Origin of the sequence: Streptomyces sp. G-G2 (genome assembly GCF_030063135.1) — a bacterium.
In the GTDB taxonomy this organism is placed as follows: Bacteria; Actinomycetota; Actinomycetes; order Streptomycetales; family Streptomycetaceae; genus Streptomyces.
Window position 1 is genome coordinate 42,860 of sequence record NZ_JASISO010000050.1, and the last position, 18,485, is coordinate 61,344.

General features: G+C 73.4%; 14 protein-coding genes. 11 read left to right on the forward strand and 3 right to left on the reverse strand.

The genetic code is table 11. The features are described from left to right. Nucleotides 1-7 precede the first annotated feature (7 nt). The 4 genes from QMF80_RS31010 to QMF80_RS31025 all read left to right on the forward strand — a co-directional run bounded on the left by QMF80_RS31010 (nt 8) and on the right by QMF80_RS31025 (nt 5,423). Nucleotides 8-1,231, forward strand: a complete 1,224-nt coding sequence (locus tag QMF80_RS31010) for an MAB_1171c family putative transporter (RefSeq protein WP_283459294.1) — start codon at nt 8-10, stop codon at nt 1,229-1,231. Continuing rightward, nucleotides 1,228-2,796 (forward strand): amidase family protein, encoded by a 1,569-nt coding sequence (locus QMF80_RS31015; RefSeq protein WP_283459297.1) that lies wholly within the window; start codon nt 1,228-1,230, stop codon nt 2,794-2,796. The genes QMF80_RS31010 and QMF80_RS31015 overlap by 4 nt, the downstream gene beginning before the upstream one ends. 163 nt (nt 2,797-2,959) lie before the next feature. Continuing rightward, entirely contained in the window at nt 2,960-3,907 is a 948-nt protein-coding gene (locus QMF80_RS31020; protein ID WP_283459299.1) for a 2-dehydropantoate 2-reductase, read from the forward strand. Between the two features lie 100 nt (nt 3,908-4,007). After that, entirely contained in the window at nt 4,008-5,423 is a 1,416-nt protein-coding gene (locus QMF80_RS31025) for an NAD(P)/FAD-dependent oxidoreductase (protein ID WP_283459301.1), read from the forward strand. 5 nt (nt 5,424-5,428) lie between these two features. On the opposite strand, the gene QMF80_RS31030 is transcribed toward QMF80_RS31025, so the two are convergent. Continuing rightward, a complete protein-coding gene (locus QMF80_RS31030) occupies nt 5,429-8,125 on the reverse strand; it encodes a SpoIIE family protein phosphatase/ATP-binding protein (protein WP_283459303.1) in 2,697 nt (898 codons plus the stop codon). Between the two features lie 388 nt (nt 8,126-8,513). Between QMF80_RS31030 and QMF80_RS31035 the strand changes: the two genes are divergently transcribed. The 3 genes from QMF80_RS31035 (at nt 8,514) to QMF80_RS31045 (ending at nt 11,015) form a co-directional block, all read left to right on the forward strand. After that, nucleotides 8,514-8,717 carry a cold-shock protein gene (locus tag QMF80_RS31035; protein ID WP_053678014.1) on the forward strand — a complete coding sequence of 68 codons (204 nt, stop codon included), beginning with the start codon at nt 8,514-8,516 and terminating at the stop codon, nt 8,715-8,717. A 339-nt stretch (nt 8,718-9,056) separates the two neighbouring features. Beyond that, nucleotides 9,057-10,604, forward strand: a complete 1,548-nt coding sequence (locus tag QMF80_RS31040) for a DEAD/DEAH box helicase (protein ID WP_283459309.1) — start codon at nt 9,057-9,059, stop codon at nt 10,602-10,604. Nucleotides 10,605-10,694: 90 nt separating this feature from the next. Next, a complete protein-coding gene (locus tag QMF80_RS31045; protein ID WP_283459311.1) occupies nt 10,695-11,015 on the forward strand; it encodes an SCO5918 family protein in 321 nt (106 codons plus the stop codon). A gap of 103 nt (nt 11,016-11,118) precedes the next feature. Here the strand turns inward: QMF80_RS31045 and QMF80_RS31050 are convergent, their stop codons facing one another. Continuing rightward, nucleotides 11,119-11,493: a GvpU-like protein gene (locus tag QMF80_RS31050; protein WP_283459313.1), complete on the reverse strand. Its 375-nt coding sequence runs from the start codon at nt 11,491-11,493 to the stop codon at nt 11,119-11,121. Nucleotides 11,494-11,720: 227 nt separating this feature from the next. Between QMF80_RS31050 and QMF80_RS31055 the strand changes: the two genes are divergently transcribed. Further along, entirely contained in the window at nt 11,721-12,143 is a 423-nt protein-coding gene (locus tag QMF80_RS31055) for a Cif family virulence factor (protein WP_502962958.1), read from the forward strand. A 12-nt stretch (nt 12,144-12,155) separates the two neighbouring features. Here QMF80_RS31055 and QMF80_RS31060 read toward each other — a convergent pair whose 3' ends face one another. Further along, a complete protein-coding gene (locus QMF80_RS31060) occupies nt 12,156-15,599 on the reverse strand; it encodes a molybdopterin-dependent oxidoreductase (protein ID WP_283459315.1) in 3,444 nt (1,147 codons plus the stop codon). Between the two features lie 348 nt (nt 15,600-15,947). Between QMF80_RS31060 and QMF80_RS31065 the strand changes: the two genes are divergently transcribed. From QMF80_RS31065 to QMF80_RS31075, 3 genes are all read left to right on the forward strand, one after another. Continuing rightward, nucleotides 15,948-16,121, forward strand: a complete 174-nt coding sequence (locus QMF80_RS31065; RefSeq protein ID WP_283459317.1) for a CsbD family protein — start codon at nt 15,948-15,950, stop codon at nt 16,119-16,121. 362 nt (nt 16,122-16,483) lie between these two features. After that, entirely contained in the window at nt 16,484-16,807 is a 324-nt protein-coding gene (locus tag QMF80_RS31070; RefSeq protein ID WP_283459319.1) for a WhiB family transcriptional regulator, read from the forward strand. Between the two features lie 138 nt (nt 16,808-16,945). Continuing rightward, on the forward strand, nt 16,946-18,343 hold the full coding sequence (locus QMF80_RS31075) for a hypothetical protein (RefSeq protein ID WP_283459321.1): 1,398 nt from the start codon (nt 16,946-16,948) through the stop codon (nt 18,341-18,343). Nucleotides 18,344-18,485 lie beyond the last annotated feature (142 nt).

Here is an 18,485-nt window from a genome sequence, read left to right on the forward strand (position 1 = left end):
CGAGCCCGTGAAAGACATACTCCACCCACTGTGCCTGGTGATCGCCGGGATGGGATCCCTCTTCCTCCTGCGCGACCTCGGCAAGAGCCGGCGTGACCCGGCGCTCATCGCGCTGGCCTTCACCTACGGTTTCTCTGCCCTCAGCTACGTCATCTCCCTCACCTGGGTGTGGGTACGCATCGACGGCACGCTCGGCGTCCCCAACATCGCCGTCCCCCTCGCCCAGAGCTGTGTGGTGTTCGTCCTCGCGCTCCAGGCGACGGTGCTGGCCCACTGGTCCAAGCCGATGGCCGAGGCCCGGCGCCGCGGCCGCCTCCTGCTCACCGCGGCCGCCGCCGTCATCGTGGCCATGGCCGTCCTGTTCGTCTTCCTCACGCCCGCCGCCCAGCGGCCCACCGACTTCTCCCTCTACTACGCCCACGACCCCTTCTTCCAGGCGTACTTGACGCTCTACATCGCCACCTACACCGTCGCCGAGGTCTACCTGGCCCGGTCCTGCTGGAAGTACGCCCGTACCGCGTCCAACCCCTCGATCGCCCGCGGCCTGCGCCTCATCGCCGTCGGCGCCGTCATCACCCTCGGCTACAGCGTCATCCGGATCGGCGCCGTCCTCGGGGCGGTCTTCGGATTCAGCGTGCAGAGCCTGGACCCGTACGCCTGGCTGTGCGGCGACATCGGGGCCGCGCTCACCCAGGTCGGGTACTTTCTGCCCACCCTGGGCAGCCGGAGCACCGCCGTCCGCGACTGGACCACCGCGCACCTGCGCTACCGGCGGCTGCGCCCCCTGTGGGCCGCGATGGACCAGGCCGACCCGGGCATCGCCCTGCGCCGCCCGGCCCGCCAGCGCGAGGACATCCTGCGCGGCCGCAGCGCCGACTTCCCGCTGCTGCGCCGCCGCGTGGAGATCCGCGGCGGCCAGAAGGTACTGCGCCGCTACCTCGACCCCGCCGTACGGGCCGAGGCGGAAACCCGGCGCGCGACCGAAGGCCTGACCGGGGAGACGTTCGCCGCGGCCGTCACCGCCGACCAGATCACCGACGCCCTCGCCCGCCACCGCGCCGGCGATCCGGTCGAGGGTCCGGCCGACTACGCGGACGCCGAACTCCCCCTGACCACCCCGGACGACGAACTGCTGCACCTCGAACGGGTCGCCGCGTTCTTCACCCCGCCCGGTACGGAGCCCCCCGCGGCCTCCGGCACCCGCAGCGCCTCATCAGGAGCCCGCACGTGATCATCCGTCGCACCCTCCTCGTCGCCTCCACCGTCGTCGCCGCGGCCGCCGCCATGACCTCGGTCGCGGGCGCCCGCCCGCGCCCCGGCAAGCCGCCGCACCCCGCCCTGCACCTGGCGCCCGCCCATGAGCAGCTCGCCGCACTCCAGCGGGGCGACATCTCCAGCCGCGACCTGCTGGAGCGCTACCTGGCGCACCACGACAAGGTGAACCCGGGCCTGCGCGCGGTCGTCACCCTCGACGCCGACGCGGCGCGCGCCGCCGCCGACCGGGCCGACCGCCACCTCGCCCGCACCGGCAAGACCCTCGGCGCCCTGCACGGCCTGCCCATGACCGTGAAGGACGCCCTGGAGACCAAGGGGCTGCGCACGACCTGCGGTTCACCGGATCTCGCCGACCACGTGCCCGCCCGGGACGCCGACGCGGTGGAGCTGCTGCGCGCCGCGGGCGCCGTCGTCTTCGGCAAGACCAACGTGCCCGTCCTGTGCCAGGACATCCAGACGAGCAACCCCCTCTTCGGGACGACCGCGAACCCCTTCGCCGCCGACCGCACCGCGGGCGGTTCCTCCGGCGGACCGGCCGCCGCGGTCGCCGCGGGCCTGTCCGCCCTGGAGGTCGGCTCCGACCTGGCGGGCTCGCTCCGGCTCCCCGCCGCGTACTGCGGGGTCTACGCCCTGCGCACCTCACGCGGCGCGAGCCCCGTCGTGCCCACCCGCGGTCACATCCCGCGCCCGCCGGACTGGGCCAGCAGCAGCGACATGCTCACCCTGGGGCCGGTGGCCCGTACGCCCGAGGACCTCGACGTGCTCCTCGGCGTGCTCGCCGCGCCGGCCCCTGCCGACGGCCCCGCCTGGAAACTCAGCCTCCCGGCCCCCACGAAGTCCCGGCTCTCCCAGTACCGGGTGGGCGTCTGGGCCGACGACCCGTACTGCCGGGTCGACACGGCGACCCGCGCGCTCCTCGACCGGGTCACCGCCCTGGTGCGCGACAGCGGCGCCCGGATCGACGGGACGGCGCGGCCGGTCGGCTTCGCGGAGAGCGACCTGCTGTTCCAGCGGCTGCTCTACGCCACCTCGGCCGCGAGCGCGACGGACGCCGCGTACGCCGCCGAGGTCGAGGCCGCCGACCAGATCCCGGCCGGTGACCCCAGCGGCCTGTACCTGCACTCCCGCACCATGCGGCACCGGGACTGGTCGGTCGCCGACGAGGCCCGCCAGCGCCTGCGCGGGAAGTGGGCCGAGTACTTCACCCGGCACGACGTACTGATCACCCCGGCCGCCCCGACCGCCGCGGTCCCCGACCAGAGCGCCGTACCGGTGCCGCAGCGGTTCATCACGGTCGACGGCGTGCAGCGCCCGTACTTCGACCAGACGGCCTGGGTCAACCTCGCGGGCCCGGTGGGCCTGCCCGCGCTCGTCCTGCCCGCGGGCACGACCGAGGACGGACGCCCCATGTCGGTGCAGCTCATCGGCCCCTACCTGGCCGACCGGACCCTCATCGCCGTCGCGAAGCACCTCGCCCGGCTCCTGCCCGCACCGTCCAGGGCCTCGGCCCTGGACGTCTGACGGGCCCCAAGAACCGGGGCCGTCTCGCCTGACACGGGGGTGCAGACGGGACGGCCTCGCACAGTGAAGAGGGCCCCAGGACCACCTGGGGCCCTCTTCGCCGCTACCCTGCCTGACCGCACAGGCCGCTCCGGCCGCTGCCCCCCACGAAAGGCTTCCCCGCATGAGAATCCTGACAGTCGGCGCGGGCGCCGCGGGTGGCTACTTCGGCGCCCTCCTCGCCCGGACCGGGCAGGACGTCACCTTCCTCGTACGTCCCGCACGCGCCGCCGCCCTGCGGGAACGGGGACTGCGCGTCACCGGACCCGACGAGGAGTTCACCCTGGAACCGAAGACCGTCACGGCGGACGCGCTGCCGGGGCCCTACGACCTGGTCCTGCTCTCGGTCAAGTCGACGGGACTCGAACAGGCGGTGCGCGACCTCGCTCCGGCGGTCGGTCCCGGGACCGCGATCGTGCCGCTGCTCAACGGCATGGCACATCTCGGCTCCCTCGGCGCGGCGTTCGGCGACCACGCCGTGCTCGGCGGCGTCGCGAAGGTCGTGACCACCCTGAACGAGCACGGGGACATCGCCCGCATGGCCCCGCCCCGCGTGCTGCTCGTCGGCGAGGTCGCGCCCGCCGGGGCCGCAGGAAGCGGCGGGAAGCCCTCGGCCCGCGTCGAAGCCGTACGCGAGGCACTGGGCGGCGCCGGTATCGGGACCCCCGCGGTGGGCGACATCGTCGCCGCCATGTGGCACAAGTGGGTCTTCATCAGCACCCTCGCCGCCGTCACCTGCCTGATGCGCGGCGCCGTCGGCGAGGTGTCCGCCGCCCCCGGCGGCGACGCGCTGGGCCGGGCCGTCCTCGCGGAGGCCGCCGCCGTCTCCGCGGCCGCCGGGTACCCGGTCCCCGACGAGGAGCTCGCCACCACCACCGCGACCGTCACCGCCGCCGGGTCCCCGCTCACCCCGTCGATCTACCGCGACCTGCTCGCCGGACACCCCACCGAGGTCGAGCACGTCTTCGGCGACCTCGTCGCACGCGCCCGCGCCCTGGCCGTACCCACCCCCCTGCTGGACCTCGCCACCCTGCACCTGCGGGTGCACCAGCGGCGGGTGACGACCGGGTAAGCCCCGCGCGCCCCACCGGACCACTACGGCCCGCGCGCCAGGCGCTTACTCGGTGTAGCGCATGGGTAGCAAGCGGTCCGAGAGGGAGGGGTGAGGGACCATGGGGAACCGCACGCGTACACGAGGTGACCGGTGGGGCACCGCGGTCGTGGTGGGGGGAGGGCACGCCGGTCTGGTGACGGCCCGCGTGCTCGCCGACCACTTCCGCGAGGTGGTGGTCCTGGAACGGGACCCGGTGGACGCCGACACGGGCGTCCACCCGCACGCACCGCAGGGCTACCACGCGCACGCCGTACTGGCCAAGGGATCGCAGGTCCTGGAAGCGCTCTTCCCGGGCCTGCGCGCCGAACTGGAGGAGATCGGGGCGCCCGTCTTCGACTACGGGGAACGCATCGACTTCCTGCTGCCCGCGGGGTTGGCCCCGCGCGGCCCCACGGGAGTCCGGGTCCAGTCCTTCACCCGGGACGCACTCGAACGCAGGCTGCGGCGCCGGGTGATGGCCCTGCCCGAGGTGCGGATCCTGTCCGGCGCGCACTGCGAGGGCCTGGCCCCGGGCCGTCCCGGCAGCGTCGGCCTCGTCCGGTACCGGGTCTCCGGCGGCGACGGCGCCGCCGAGGGTGTCACCGGGGAGGTCACCGAACTCGCGGCGGACCTGGTGGTCGACGCCTCGGGCCGGGCGGGCGGACTGGACGGCCGCCTCGCCGGACTGGGCGTACCCGCACCGGGCAAACGCGTCGTCAAGGCGAAGATCACGTACACCTCGATGAGCTTCGACCGGCCGGAGAAGAACCCGGCGGACTTCGACGTCGCCTACCAGATGACGTTCGCGCCCGGCATCGCCCGGGGCGGGGTCATCCTGGCCGTCGAGCACGGGCGCTGGATGTGCTCCCTCTTCGGATACGGCGACCAGGTGCCGCCCACCGACGACGCCGGGTACCTCGACTTCGCCCGCGGCCTGGGCAACCCCCACCTCGCCGGGCAGATCGAGCAGCGCGACCGCCCGGAAACCGTCCACCGGTATGTCAACACCAACAACCAGTGGAACCTCTACCACCAGAGCAAGCGATGGCCCGAGCGGTTGCTCGCCGTGGGCGACTCCGTCTGCGTGTTCAACCCGGTCTACGGGCAGGGGCTCACCGTCGCCGCGATGGAGGCCGAACTCCTCCAGGGCATGCTGGCCGCACTGCGCGCCGAGGGCGGCGGGCTCGACGGACTGAGCCGGACCTTCCAGAACCGGGTGGCGCGGCTACTGATCGCCCCGTGGACCCTGTCGAGCAACTCCGACCTCATGTGGAACCCCGACGACCGGCCGCTCCCGGCCAGGATCGCCCACTGGTACAACACCCACCTCTTCGCGGTGTCCGTCCGCGACCCCGAGGTCTGGGCCCGCTTCGTGGGCGTCGTCAACATGGTCGCTCCGCCCACCGCGCTCTTCCACCCCTCCGTCCTCCGCAAGGTCCTCGTCCAGGCCCTGTCCAAGCGCCGCACCCGCCCACCCGCGCACCGCGCCCCCTGACGGCCTCAGTCGGACCCCTCGGGGTCCGGCACCGGCTGCTCCGACCACAGGACCTTGCCCTCGGGCGTGTACCGGGCGCCCCAGCGGCGGCTGATCTGGGCGACCAGGAAGAGGCCGCGACCGCCCTCGTCCGTGGTGGCGGCGTAGTGCAGCCGGGGAGAACTGCTGCTGCTGTCGAAGACCTCGCAGGTCAGCACCCGGTCGAACAGCAGCCGGACGCGGACCGGCGCGGCGCCGTGCCGGATCGCGTTGGTGATGAGTTCGCTCAGCACCAGTTCCGTGCCGAAGGCGAGCTCGGACAGGCCCCACTTCTCCAGCTGCGCCACGGCCCGGCTCCGCATGGCGGCGACCGCGCTCGCGTGGAACGGGACCTCCCACTCGGCGATCCGGTCCGCCGCCAGCGCCGAGGTCCGTACGACCAGCAGCGCCACGTCGTCGCGCGGCCGCTCCGGCAGCAGCACGTCGAGGATCGCCCGGCAGGTCTCCTGCGGCCGCGGACCCGCGCCCGCCAGGGCCGACCGGAGCAGATCGAGGCCCTCGTCGATGTCCCGGGTCCGGTCCTCGACCAGCCCGTCGGTGTAGAGCACCAGCTGGGTGCCCTCGGTCAGCTGGAGTTCCGTCGACTCGAAGGGCAGCCCGCCCAGCCCCAGCGGCGCCCCCGCGGGCAGCTCCGGGATCTCCACGGTGCCGTCCGCCCGCACCAGCGCCGGCGGCATGTGCCCGGCCCGCGCCACGGTGCAGCGCATGGTCACCGCGTCGTACACGGCGTACAGGCAGGTGGCCCCGACCAGGCCGCCGTCGGCGCCGCCCTCGTCGCCCTGGTCGATGTACTGGACGAGGTCGTCGAGACGGGCGAGCAGCTCGTCGGGGGGCAGGTCCAGGGAGGAGAAGTTGAGTACGGCCGTCCGCAGGCGGCCCATGGCCGCCGCCGCGTGCAGCCCGTGCCCCACGACATCGCCCACGACGAGCGCGACCCGGCTGCCGGGGAGCGGGATCACGTCGAACCAGTCGCCGCCCACCCCGGACTGCGCGGGCAGGTAGAAGTGCGCCACCTCCACCCCGCTCTGCTCGGGCAGGTCACGCGGCAGCAGGCTCCGCTGGAGGGTCACGGCCAGGGCGTGCTCGCGGGTGAAGCGGCGCGCGTTGTCGACGGAGACCCCGGCCCGTGCCACCAGCTCCTCCGCCAGCGACAGGTCCTCCTCGTCGAAGGGGTCCGGCCGGTGCGAGCGCCAGAAGTTGACCAGGCCGAGGACCACCCCCCGGGCCTTGAGCGGGGCCGTGATCAGCGAGTGGACGCCGTAGTCGAGGATGGCCTGCGCCCGTTCCGGTTCCTGGGCGTACCAGCCGGGGGCGTCGGTCAGGTCGGAGATCAGCTCGGCCCGGCCGCTGCTGAGCCCGCGGGCCTGGGGCGTGGAGGGCACGAAGCCGATCAGCTTGCCGCGCGGGTAGAGCGGGACGTCGTCCCGGATGCCGCTGAACCCGGTGCGCAGCAGGTGGGGCGCGGCGTCGCCGGGCTCGTCGCCGTGGAGCACGGCCTCCGCCAGTTCGACGGTGGCGAAGTCCGCGAACCGGGGTACGGCGACGTCCGCCAGCTCCTGGGCCGTCCGCTCCACGTCGAGGGTGGTGCCGACGCCTACGCCGGCGTCGTAGAGCAGCTTCAGCCGTTTGCGGGCCGCCTCGGCGCGGGTGCTCAGGACCCGCATCTCGGTGGAGTCCCGGATGGTGACCGCGGTCCCCTCGGGGCCGCCGCCGGGGCGGGTCGGCCGCTGGTTGATCACCAGTAGGCGTTCCCCGGCCTCGTGCACCTCGTCGGTGGCCACCCGGCGGGACAGCAGCAGGTCGGCGAGGTGGCGGTCGAGGCCCGACAGCTGCCCGACGTGCTGGCCCTCGGCGTCGGGCGGCAGGCCGAGCAGCCGTTTCGCCTCGTCGTTCGCGAGCAGGAGCCGCCCGCCGCCGTCGGTGATCAGCACTCCCTCGCGTACGGAGTGCAGCACCGCGTCGTGGTGCTCGTACATGCGGGTCATCTCGAGGGGGCCGAGCCCGTGGGTCTGGCGTCGCAGCCGTCGGCTGATCAGTGCCGCACCGGCGGTGGCCAGGGCCAGGCCCGCCGCGCTGGCGCCGAGGATGACCGGGAGCTGCCGGTCGAAGACTCCGGTGACGTTGTTCACCGTGAGGCCCGCCGAGACCAGTGCCACCACGGGGCCGCCGTCCCGGTCGGCGAAGACCGGCACCACGGCCTGGATCTCCTTGCCCAGCGGCCCCTGGACGCTCTCGGTGTGCACCCGGCCCGCCAGTGAGGGCCCGATCGTGCCCACGAAGCGCTTGCCGATGCGGTCGGGGAGGGGGTGGGTGTACCGGATGCCCCGGGTGTCCATGACGACGATGAAGTCGACTCCGGCGTCCTTGCGCGTCACCTCTGTGAGCGGCTGGAGCACCTTCGAGGGGTCGGGGGAGCGCAGTGCCTCGCGCAGACCCGGGGAGTGGGCGAACGTCTGGGCGACGGCGACCGAGCGGTTGCGGGCCTCGCGGTCGACGTCGTGGCGCGACTGGAGGAGCAGTGCCAGCACCGCCCCGGCGGCGAGCAGCACCACGACCGCCACCTGAAGGACGAAAACCTGTCGGGCGACGCTGCGCGGGCGATTCCGGCTCAGTGACCGCACCGACGTCCCCGGCACGGGTTGCAAGGATGGGTCACCAACCATTTGTAGCACTGCCGGGCGCGCGGGGGGCGGTGTACGCCGATTCCCGTGCGCCCGGTGAGTCCTGGGGCCGACGGGCGCCGCGCCCCGAAAGCTGCGCCCGACGCGCCCCCAAACCTGTGCCCGCAAACATAGAAATCAAGGAAGGGTGCGGTAAGAATTTCTGGCCCCGCCGTTCGGGGCCCGGCTATTCCCCGCGCTGCCCCGTTTCGGCGTGCTACTGTGATTCCAGTTGCAGTTGTGGTTCCCAAAAATTTTGAGCACCTTCACCGGCTTTAGGGCGGGTGGGAGTGTTTATGTTTTCCGGTGTTCTCCGGGCGGGAAGATCATCGCGGCGACTCGAGATCCGCACAGTGCGGATCTCTGGGCTGTGCCCCGAAGGAGATTTAACATGGCTAATGGCACCGTGAAGTGGTTCAACGCGGAAAAGGGCTTCGGCTTCATCGAGCAGGAGGGTGGCGGTCCTGACGTGTTCGCCCACTACTCGAACATCGCCTCCCAGGGCTTCCGCGAGCTGCAGGAAGGTCAGAAGGTCAGCTTCGACATCGCGCAGGGCCAGAAGGGCCCGACCGCTGAGAACATCGTCACCGCCTGACGCTGACGCGTACTGAGCAGCTGGGGCCCGCACCTTGGGGTGCGGGCCCCAGCTCGCTGCTTTTCCCCCGCTCCGCCGACCGTGACGGTCCGCGTGAGCCCACGACAGTTCATCTGTCGCACCTCGCCGGCTGGTTCTCTTCCCCGGCATTTCCGCCCGCACACCAAGCCCGTGTCCCACGGCGCGCAGTGCGGTGCTCATTTCAAGGCAAGCCGTCCGCTTTCACGTCGGCTCCGCCCTTTATGCTTTTTGCTTCGGCTCGTTCTTGTGAATCCTTGTGCGGCTTGATTTCCGCTGCCGGGAATTCCTCGATGCGTGCCGTATCGAGGAAGGTTTCGCATGAACCGCACATCTCGTAATAACGACTACTCGTCGCGCACCCGGTCCGGTGGCTCCGCCGGTTCCAGCCGCGGCAGCCGCTTCGGCTCCGCCGCGCCGAGCCGCTCCGGCGGCCCGTCCCGTTCCGGTGGACAGGCCCGTTCGGGTGGTTATGGCGGCCGCCGCTCGTCCTCCGTCCAGGGAGAGTTCGCCCTCCCGGTCACCCTGACCCCCGCACTGCCCGCCGTCGAGTCGTTCGCGGACCTCGACATGCCCGCCCCGCTGCTCGCCGCCCTGGGCGCCGAGGGCGTCAGCGCGCCGTTCCCGATCCAGGCCGCGACCCTGCCCAACACCCTCGCGGGCCGCGACGTCCTGGGCCGTGGCCGCACCGGCTCCGGCAAGACCCTCGCCTTCGGACTGGCCCTGCTGGCCCGTACGGCGGGTCAGCGCGCCGAGCCCGGTCAGCCGCTCGCGCTGATCCTCGTACCGACGCGTGAGCTCGCCCAGCAGGTGACCGCGGCCCTCACCCCGTACGCCCGGGCGATGAAGCTGCGGCTGGCCACGGTCGTGGGCGGCATGCCCATCCACCGCCAGGCGGGCGCGCTGCGCGGCGGGGCCGAGGTCGTCGTCGCGACCCCGGGACGGCTCAAGGACCTCATCCAGCGCGGTGACTGCCGGCTGAACCAGGTCGCGATCACCGTCCTGGACGAGGCCGACCAGATGGCGGACATGGGCTTCATGCCGCAGGTCACCGCCCTGCTCGACCAGGTGCGTCCCGAGGGCCAGCGGATGCTGTTCTCCGCCACCCTGGACCGCAACGTCGACCTGCTGGTCCGCCGCTACCTCACCGACCCGGTCGTCCACTCCGTCGACCCCTCGGCCGGCGCCGTCACGACGATGGAGCACCACGTCCTGCACGTCCACGGCGCCGACAAGCACGAGACCACCACGCAGATCGCCGCCCGTGACGGCCGGGTGATCATGTTCCTGGACACCAAGCACGCGGTGGACCGGCTGACCGAGCACCTGCTGCACAGCGGTGTGCGCGCCGCCGCCCTGCACGGCGGCAAGTCGCAGCCGCAGCGCACCCGGACCCTGGCCCGCTTCAAGTCCGGGCACGTGACGGTCCTGGTGGCGACGAACGTCGCGGCCCGCGGCATCCACGTCGACAACCTCGACCTGGTCGTCAACGTGGACCCGCCGACCGACCACAAGGACTACCTGCACCGCGGCGGCCGCACCGCCCGCGCGGGCGAGTCCGGCAGCGTCGTCACCCTGGTCACCCCCAACCAGCGCCGCGAGATGACCCGCCTGATGACCGCGGCCGGGATCACCCCGAACACCGCGGTGGTCCGCCCGGGCGATGCCGAGCTGAACCGGATCACCGGTGCTCAGGCCCCCTCCGGCGTGCCGGTCGTCATCACCTCGCCGGTCGTGGAGCGCCCCCGGCGCACCGCGGGCAGCGCCTCCCGGGGCAGGCGCAGCCGTCCGGCCCAGGAGCGGCGCGGCACCGGCCGACCGGGTACGGTTTCCACAGGAAGCCAGCGGCCGTCCTCCGCCGCTGCCTGATCCTTCGCTCCGGCGATCTGCACCTCCCGGTTCCGTCCGGCCCTCCCGGACACCTGCCGTCCCGCCCGACCCTCCCGTCTGTGAGGCACCATGCGCTGTGTCATCGCCCGCTTCCCGTTCGACCTGACCAAGAGCGGGGTGCTGGCCACGATGAAGGGCGTCAAGCCCGAACCGGTCACGGGTGAGTCCGTGATCATCGGGCGCCGTACCTACCCGGTCAAGCAGGCGGGCGCCGTGATCACCCGCCAGGACCGTCGGGACTTCAGCGCCGCCGAGGTGACCAGGGCGCTGAGCGCGCTGGGCTTCACCTGCCGGTCCGCAGTGGTCTCCCCGGCCGTCGCACCGCCGGTCAGGGGCCTGACCCCGGTGCAGCGCGCGTCCGTGCTGCTGGGTTCGCCCGTCGGCGCGTAGTCGTACGGGGGACACCCCGGTGTCACGTTCAGGGCCCCGGAGGCAGTAGCCTCCGGGGCCCTGACGCGTCCGCGGCCCGCCCGGTCCTCCCGGGGCGGGAGGATCAGTGGTCGGAGTAGTCGAAGTCGCCCACGGTCCACGCGCTCACGTCGGCGATGGACACGCGGTACATCCCGCCCGTTTCGGGGATCCCGGTGTTGCCCTGCAGGATGCGGGCGACGTGGAAGTGCAGGTGGGTCGGTGGGTCCTCCGGCTGCGACCGGAGTTCCGTACGGGCGGCGGTGAAGAGGCCCGAGAAGGGGCCGAGACGGGCCGAATCGTTGAGGACCTCGGCGACGCGCTGGCGCCACACGGCTTCGGGAGCCAGGCGGCCGGTGATGACGGCGCCACCGGCGACCACCGTCAGGGACATCTGATTGCTTTGCTCCGACTCGACCTTCGTGGCGATGGCGACGAGCAGTTCGTCAGGGTTCGACATGAGCGCTGATTCTAGTGCCGCGTCGGGCGATGTCTGCCCGTTGAGGAGCGGCGTCCGGTGCGTGCGTCCGGTGCGGCGAGAGTGGGTGGCGGGTCGCGACGGGGCGAACGGTGCCTGACGCGGCACTCGTCACGATGGTCGACTCCCCCGCGGAGGGGGCGTTCCGCTTGCCGAGGCCGGTTACCGCCGTCGGCCGGACCGGGATCGGGGCGTGTTACTGTCCCGCCATGTTCATGCCCGAGGCCGTGCCCGAGTCCAAGGCCGAGATCGACGCGATGACCGCCGACTTCTTCGGTGCCTTCGACAACCGGGGCCCCGGCGCCGCCGATGTCGCACGGATCCGTCGCCTGGTCCTGCCCGGCGCTGTGATCGTCAACACCGGTCCCCAGTACGCGGTCTACAGTGTGGACGAGTTCGTCGAGCCCCGTGAGCGACTGCTCGCGGACGGACGGCTCGTCGGGTTCTCCGAGTGGGAGACGTCCGAACGCACCGACATCGCGGGCGACATCGCCTCCCGGTTCGGCGAGTACCGCAAGTCCGGGGTGCTGGACGGTGAGCCGTTCGAGGGCGGCGGGACCAAGACCATCCAGTTCGTCCGGACCCCGCAGGGCTGGCGGATCTCCGCATTCGCCTGGTACGACCGGCCCTGACGGCGGGCGGGTTCAGCAGTCGAGGACCAGGTCGGTGGCCGGGACCGACTGGCAGGTCGGCGCCTCTGTTCCGGACACGTCGTCCGAGGGCGTCACCAGGTGCGCCACCTCGCCCTGGAGCACGGTGCACACACAGCTCTCGCACTGGCCCAGCCGGCAGCCGCTGGCCATCCGCACTCGGGCGGCCGTGCCCAGGTCGAGCAGGGTGCCGTCGGCGCGGCGCCACGTGACCTCACGGCCGGAGCGGGCGAACCGGACGGTGAACTCGGCGTCCTCGGCCATCGCGACGTCCCGCCGTACGGCCTGGAACCGTTCGCTGAAGATCTCGAAGCGCGGTACGCCGAGGTCCAGCAGTCCCTCGGTGAGCGCGGCCGTCATCGGTTCGGGGCCGCAGAGGCAGAACCGGGCCCGCCGAGCGACGAGTTCCGGGTCCAGGTCGTGGACGCCGAGGAAACCGCGGCGGCGCCGGGCGCCGTCGACCGGGTCGCCCGCCCCGGGCTCGGCGTAGTGGTCGACCACGGTCAAGGCCGGTATCAGGGAGTCGAGTTCCGCGATCCGCTCGCGGAAGGGGTGGTCGGCGCCGGAGCGGTTGCCGTGGTGCAGGACGACACGGGGCACGCTCCCGCCGGTCACGGCCAGCGTTTCGAGATAGCTGAGGAACGGGGTGATCCCGATGCCCCCGGCCAGCAGGACGACGGGCCGGTCCGTGTCGGTGGGGAGGGCGAACGTACCGCCCGGGGACGTGAGGTGGAGCCGGTCCCCGGTCCGGAGGCGCTCGTGCACGTATCCCGAGAACACCCCGTCCGGCACCTGCCGGACGGCCAGCCGGTACGCCCGGCGGCCGCTCTCGACGGCCGGGCCGGTCAGGGAGTAGCTCCGCCCGTGCTCCGCGTCCTGCGGTGCGCCGTCGGGGCCCTCGCGGCGGAGCGTCACGTGCTGGCCGGGCCGGTAGTCGGGGAGCGGGCCGCCGTCGGCCGGTTCCAGGGCCACGGTGCGTACGCCGGCCCCCGCGTCCTCGGTCCCGATGGCCGTGACGGTGAAGGCGCGCGGCCCGTTCCATTCGGCCCGGTCGGTGGCGCGGCGGACCTCGCACACCGAGGAACGCAGTGGGACGGAACCGCTGAGGGGGTCGTGGACGCTGCTGTCGACCAGCAGGTTGACGTTGGAACCGGACCCGTCCAGCGGGTCGGCCCCGGGCAGCGCCAGGTCGGGGGCCTCCTGCCACCAGCCGTACTCGGCGACCACGACAGCGGGGTGCAGGGACCCGTCCAGACGGGCCCGGAACCGGACGCCGCCCCGGCGGGTGGACAGGACCGTCCACTCGCCCTCGGCGATGCCGCGCGCGGCGGCGGTCCGGGGGTGCAGGTCGATCACGGGGTCGGGGGAGCGGCGGCGCAGCGAGCTGATGCCGCGGTGCTGGCTGTGGACGAAGTACCCGTGCTTGGCGCCGGTCAGGACCAGCGGGAACTCGGCGTCGGTGGCGGCCGGTTCGCGGTGTTCCGGTACCGGCGGACAGCCGTGCTCGGCCAGGCGCTCCGCGTAGAACTCGACCCGGCGGGTGGGGGTGCGGAATCCGGTGACCGCGCCGTCCCCGGCCGTTTCGGCGTAGCCGCGGTGGCGTCGCTCCTTCGGGACCCTGATGCCGCCCGGGTGCGCGCGGAGCCCGGCCACGGTCAGGCCCAGCGGCTCCAGCTGCCAGTTCCAGGCCGCCTCGACGTCCCCGTCGAAGAACAGCCCGCCCATCCCGAGCCGCTGGGCCAGGGCGAAGACCACCTCGGTGTCGGAGCGGGATTCGCCCTGCGGCGCGACCACGCGGGGCCGGAGCTGTACGTGCTCCTGGGCGCGGTGGTCGGCCTCGAAGCCGAAGCGGAGCGCCTCGCGCTCCCACGCGCTGTTCACGGGCAGCACGATGTCGGCGCTCGCGCTGGTCGGATTGTGGAACAGATCCAGGTGTACCTGGAACTCCAGTGCGAGCAGGGCCCGCGCCACCCGGTCGGAGCCGGGCTGCGCCACCACGGCGTTGGAACCGAAGCCGATCAGGGCGCGCACCGGGTAGGGGTCGCCCTCCTCGATGGCCCGGCACAGGTCGCCCGCGTTGACGTAGCCGCTGGCCTGCGGCCCGAGCGGGTGCCGGTCGCGGCCGAGGGCCTTGGCCAGCTGACCGGGCGGGAACTGGCCCAGGTCGGTGGCCGCGTTGTACGGCGGCGGGCTCACGACCGCGTTGCCGCCCGGCGCGTCGTAGCAGCCGGTCAGCGCCGACAGGGTCGCGAGCGCCCGCTCGGTCTGCGAGGCGTTCGCGTGCTGGCCCACCCCGGTCCAGCCGTAGTACGCCACCGAGCGGGCCGCCCCGATCCGGTCGGCCAGCGCGCGGATCTCCCGCTCCGGGATCCACGTGGTGCGCGCCACCCGCTCCGGCGGCCACGCGGCGCAGGCGTCGGCGTACCGCTGGAAGGCCGGAACGCAGGCGACCGTACCCGACCGGGTCGGCACGTCCCGCACCCCGGCGAGGGCGAACCGCCGGGGGCGCTCGGCGCCGCGACGGGTGTCGTAGACCTCGGGGGCGTCCGCGGACTCGTCCCAGACCACGAACCGCTCCGCGTGGCCCGGGAGTTCCGCGTGCGGCTCTTCGGGCAGTTCCCCGGCCAGTTCCCCGGCCAGCTCTTCGGCGCGCAGGAACCGGCCGTCGTCGCAGCGCACCAGCAGTGGCCCGTCGCTCCAGGCGCGGACGAACTCCTCGTCGTAGGAGCCGTTCTCGATGAGCAGGCCGGCCAGACCGAGGGCGAGGGCGGCGTCGGTCCCCGGCCGTACGCGCAGCCAGTGATCGGCGGACAGGGCGCTCGTGGAACGCCGTGGGTCGACGACCGCCAGCTCCATGCCGCGGGCCTGGGCCGCGGAGAGCGCGGCGGCCTGGGCCAGCCAGGTCTTCGCCGGGTTGAAGCCCCACAGCAGGGCGAGATCGGCGTTCGCGTAGTCCGGCGGCGGCAGCGGGCTCCCGAAGGTGAAGCCGTGCGCGACGTCCTTGTGCCAGTTGCAGATCTCGGCGCTGTAGAGCGTGTTAGGGCTGCCGAAATGGCGGACCAGGCGCTCGATCCACTCCGTCGCGTCCGAGACGGAGGTTCCGCTCGGCGTGGCGACCGCGAAGGCGACGGCCTCCGGCCCGCTCTCGGCGGCGATCCTCGTCATGGCGGCGGCGATCTCGTCCAGGGCCTCGTCCCAGCTGATCGCCTCCCACCCGGGATCGGGGTCGGACTTGGGGTGCGTACGCCGCAACGGCCGGGTCAGCCTGCGCGTACTGTGCGCGATCTCCGGCGCCGAGCGCCCCTTGGGGCACATCGCGGCCCCGGTGGGGTGCTCGCCGTCCGGCCGGACGGAGGTGATCCGGCCGCGCTCCACCGTGTAGACGGCGCCGCACCGCGACTTGCACAGGGTGCAGAACCCGCGCACCTCTTCCGCCATGACGGCCGCCTTTCGCGTCTGACCTGGGACAACCCCCTCCATTGCAGGCCAGGGGCAGATCCGGGACCACGGCCAGACGTCCCGAGTCGCGGTCGGCGCGGCCTGGCCGTAGGACCCGCTCCCGGTGCCGAAGGGCCCCCGGCCCGCCCGCCCTCGCCCTCGCCCGCTTTCGGCCTCGCCCGCTCCGGCCGGTCCTGGCCCCGCCCGCCGCCGTCGGCTCTTACCCGAAGATCGGCTTCTTCCGGCACGACTGCGCGTGGGTGATGAGCCCCTGACCACGTTTACATCCCGGGGATCGGGCCAGACGAGTCGTCGTAAGCGTTTTCCCTATCGCTTGGAGTGATGACGATGTCCGGTGACGAGAAGGTCGAGGCCAAGGGCGAGCAGGCCAAGGGCAAGGCGAAGGAAGCCGCGGGCCGTCTGGTCGGCAACGAGCGCCTCACCGCCGAAGGCCGGACCGAGCAGGCCAAGGGCGATGCTCGCGACGCCAAGGAAAAGATCAAGGACATGTTCAAGCACTGACCGGGCGGTAATCGGTGAGCGGCAGGGGGCGGACCCGACTCGACGGGTCCGCCCCCTGCGCGTGCGCGGGCCCGGGTCTTCGGCTACGCGGTCTCCCTCGTCCGCCCCACCCGTGAGCGGCAGCTCGGCGTCGGCGTCGTCCACCGCGCCTTCCACGGCTCCCTCCGACCCGCTCCACCGCCGCCGGCGCGCCGCCCGCCGCCGGATGCGCTTCCGGTCCGAAGTCACTCGATGGGATGACGGTGTCGACGGAGGGCTACCGGCGGGCACGGCACCCTCCGTACGGTCACGCTCTGCGGCCCCGCTCCGTTGCGCGGGGCGGTATTCGGCGCGGGCACCGGATCGGGAGAGGACGGCGCACCATGAGCGGGGAACCGAAGGCGGCGCGGTGGGCGGAGCGGGCGGCGTGCCGGGCCACCGACCCGGAAGAGCTGTTCGTGGAGGGAGCTGCCCAGACCCTGGCCAAAGCGGTCTGTTCGGGCTGCGTGGTACGTACGGAATGCCTCGCGCACGCGCTGGACCAGCGCGTCGAGCACGGGGTGTGGGGCGGCATGACGGAGCGCGAACGCCGCGCCCTGCTCCGCAGGAGGCCGACGGTCACCTCCTGGCGCCGCCTGCTGGAGGCGGCCCGCTCCGAGCACGAGCGCGGCCGCGTGGGGACCCGCCGCGCGGCCGTCGCGAGCTGACCACGGGCCGGGCGGACCGTCCTGTCGGCGGGCCGGAGAAAATTCCTGGTGGAGCGGGACGAGCGCCGATACGATCATCGCGATGACCACTCGCTCCGTTCACAGATCGGGGGTCCCGTCCGCGCAAGGTGAGTGCTGATGCTCACTGAGACCGCGCATGGTGAACCCCGCCTTTCCCGCTGGCTGCGCGTGCGTGAGTTCGCCGTGCCGCCCTCCATGATCGAAACCGCGACCGACCGCCGCCGTGCCGGAGACTGGGCCGGTGCGTGTGCCGCCGCGGGCATCGACGTCGACTTCAACGTACGCGCGGTGGCCCGCGCCCACGGGCCGGAACTCGCCGCCCGGCTCCGGGCCGACCTGCGGCACCTGGCACCCGACCTGTTGCGCTGGCACTTCCCCCGCGTCGCCCCCGACGGTCTGCTGCGCCCGGGTCTCACCCTCACCCTGGCCCGTTACGGGATCCCGGGGCGCGAGGGTGACGGCCCGCTGCACCTCGTGGCCCGGACCCCACCGGCCTGGGCGGACGCCGGTCAGCGGATCAGTCTCGCCCTGTGGGACTGCGCCCGCCCCGCGGCCGGGGCCCGCCGTCACCCGCACCCGCGGCCCCACCGCCGGTTCCGCCTCGATCTGCACCGCCACCTGTGGGACGCGCGCCGGACCGGCGAACTCCGGCTCCGGTCCGGGGCCGGAGGCGCGTGGGATCCCGACCCGGATCCGGGTCCGTGGGGCATGGCGCCGCGCGGACTGCCCTGCGCCGTCGACCGATGGGCCGCCGAGGCGGAGATCCTGCTCCGCGCCGAAGGACGGCCCACCGGGACCGGGGTCGTCACCGTATGGTGCGGGACCCGGCACCGGCTCGCCCTGGAACTCGTCACGGACGGGGACGGGCCGCCCTCGCCGCGCCTCACGGCCGCACCCGGGGACGGCGACGCGTCCGCGCTGCCGGTCCTGCCCGACGCGGCGACCTGGGTGCCGCCCGACCTCGAACTGATCCGTACCGGTTCGCTCCCGGTCGATCGGCTGCACCCCCTGGTCGCCGCCGCGCTGGCCCCCGAGGGGTGGCGGCGGGAGGAGCGGCCGCGGGCCCCGGACGGTCCCGGCCGGCCACGCCTCGTACGGTGCCGGGGGGCCGAGCACCGGATCGGCCTGGTCGACGGGGTACTGGTCCCCTTGGACCACGATCCCGCCGAGGTGCGGCGCGAGGAACTGCTGGTCGCGCTGACCGGCACCCCGCTGCCCTGCCTCCGGGCGATCGACGAGGCCCACCGAAGGCCCGACTGCCTCACCGGTGTGCGCGAACGCCTCGACCACGGAGACACAGCCGGGGCGCTGGCCGTCGTGGAGGGCCTGCTCGGCCCCGACGCCGTCCTGCGCGACGGCCCGCTGCGGGCCGAATTGAACGCGGCCGCGCAACGCCGCATCGCGTACGGGCTGTTCAGGGCCGACCTGTACGAACCCGGCCCCGGCCGGATCGAGCCGGGCGCCGCCCGCCCCCGTCGTCACCGTTCGCACCCGCGCCAGACCGCCGCCCGGTGACCCGACCCGGCACCCGGGCCCACCAGCCTGCCCCCGGCCACCCCGCATCCACCCGCCCCACGAACCCACAGGTGATCAGACATGCCCACGCGCACCGCCTTTCCCCTGCCCGCCACCCCCCTCGCACCCGCCCCCGCCACCC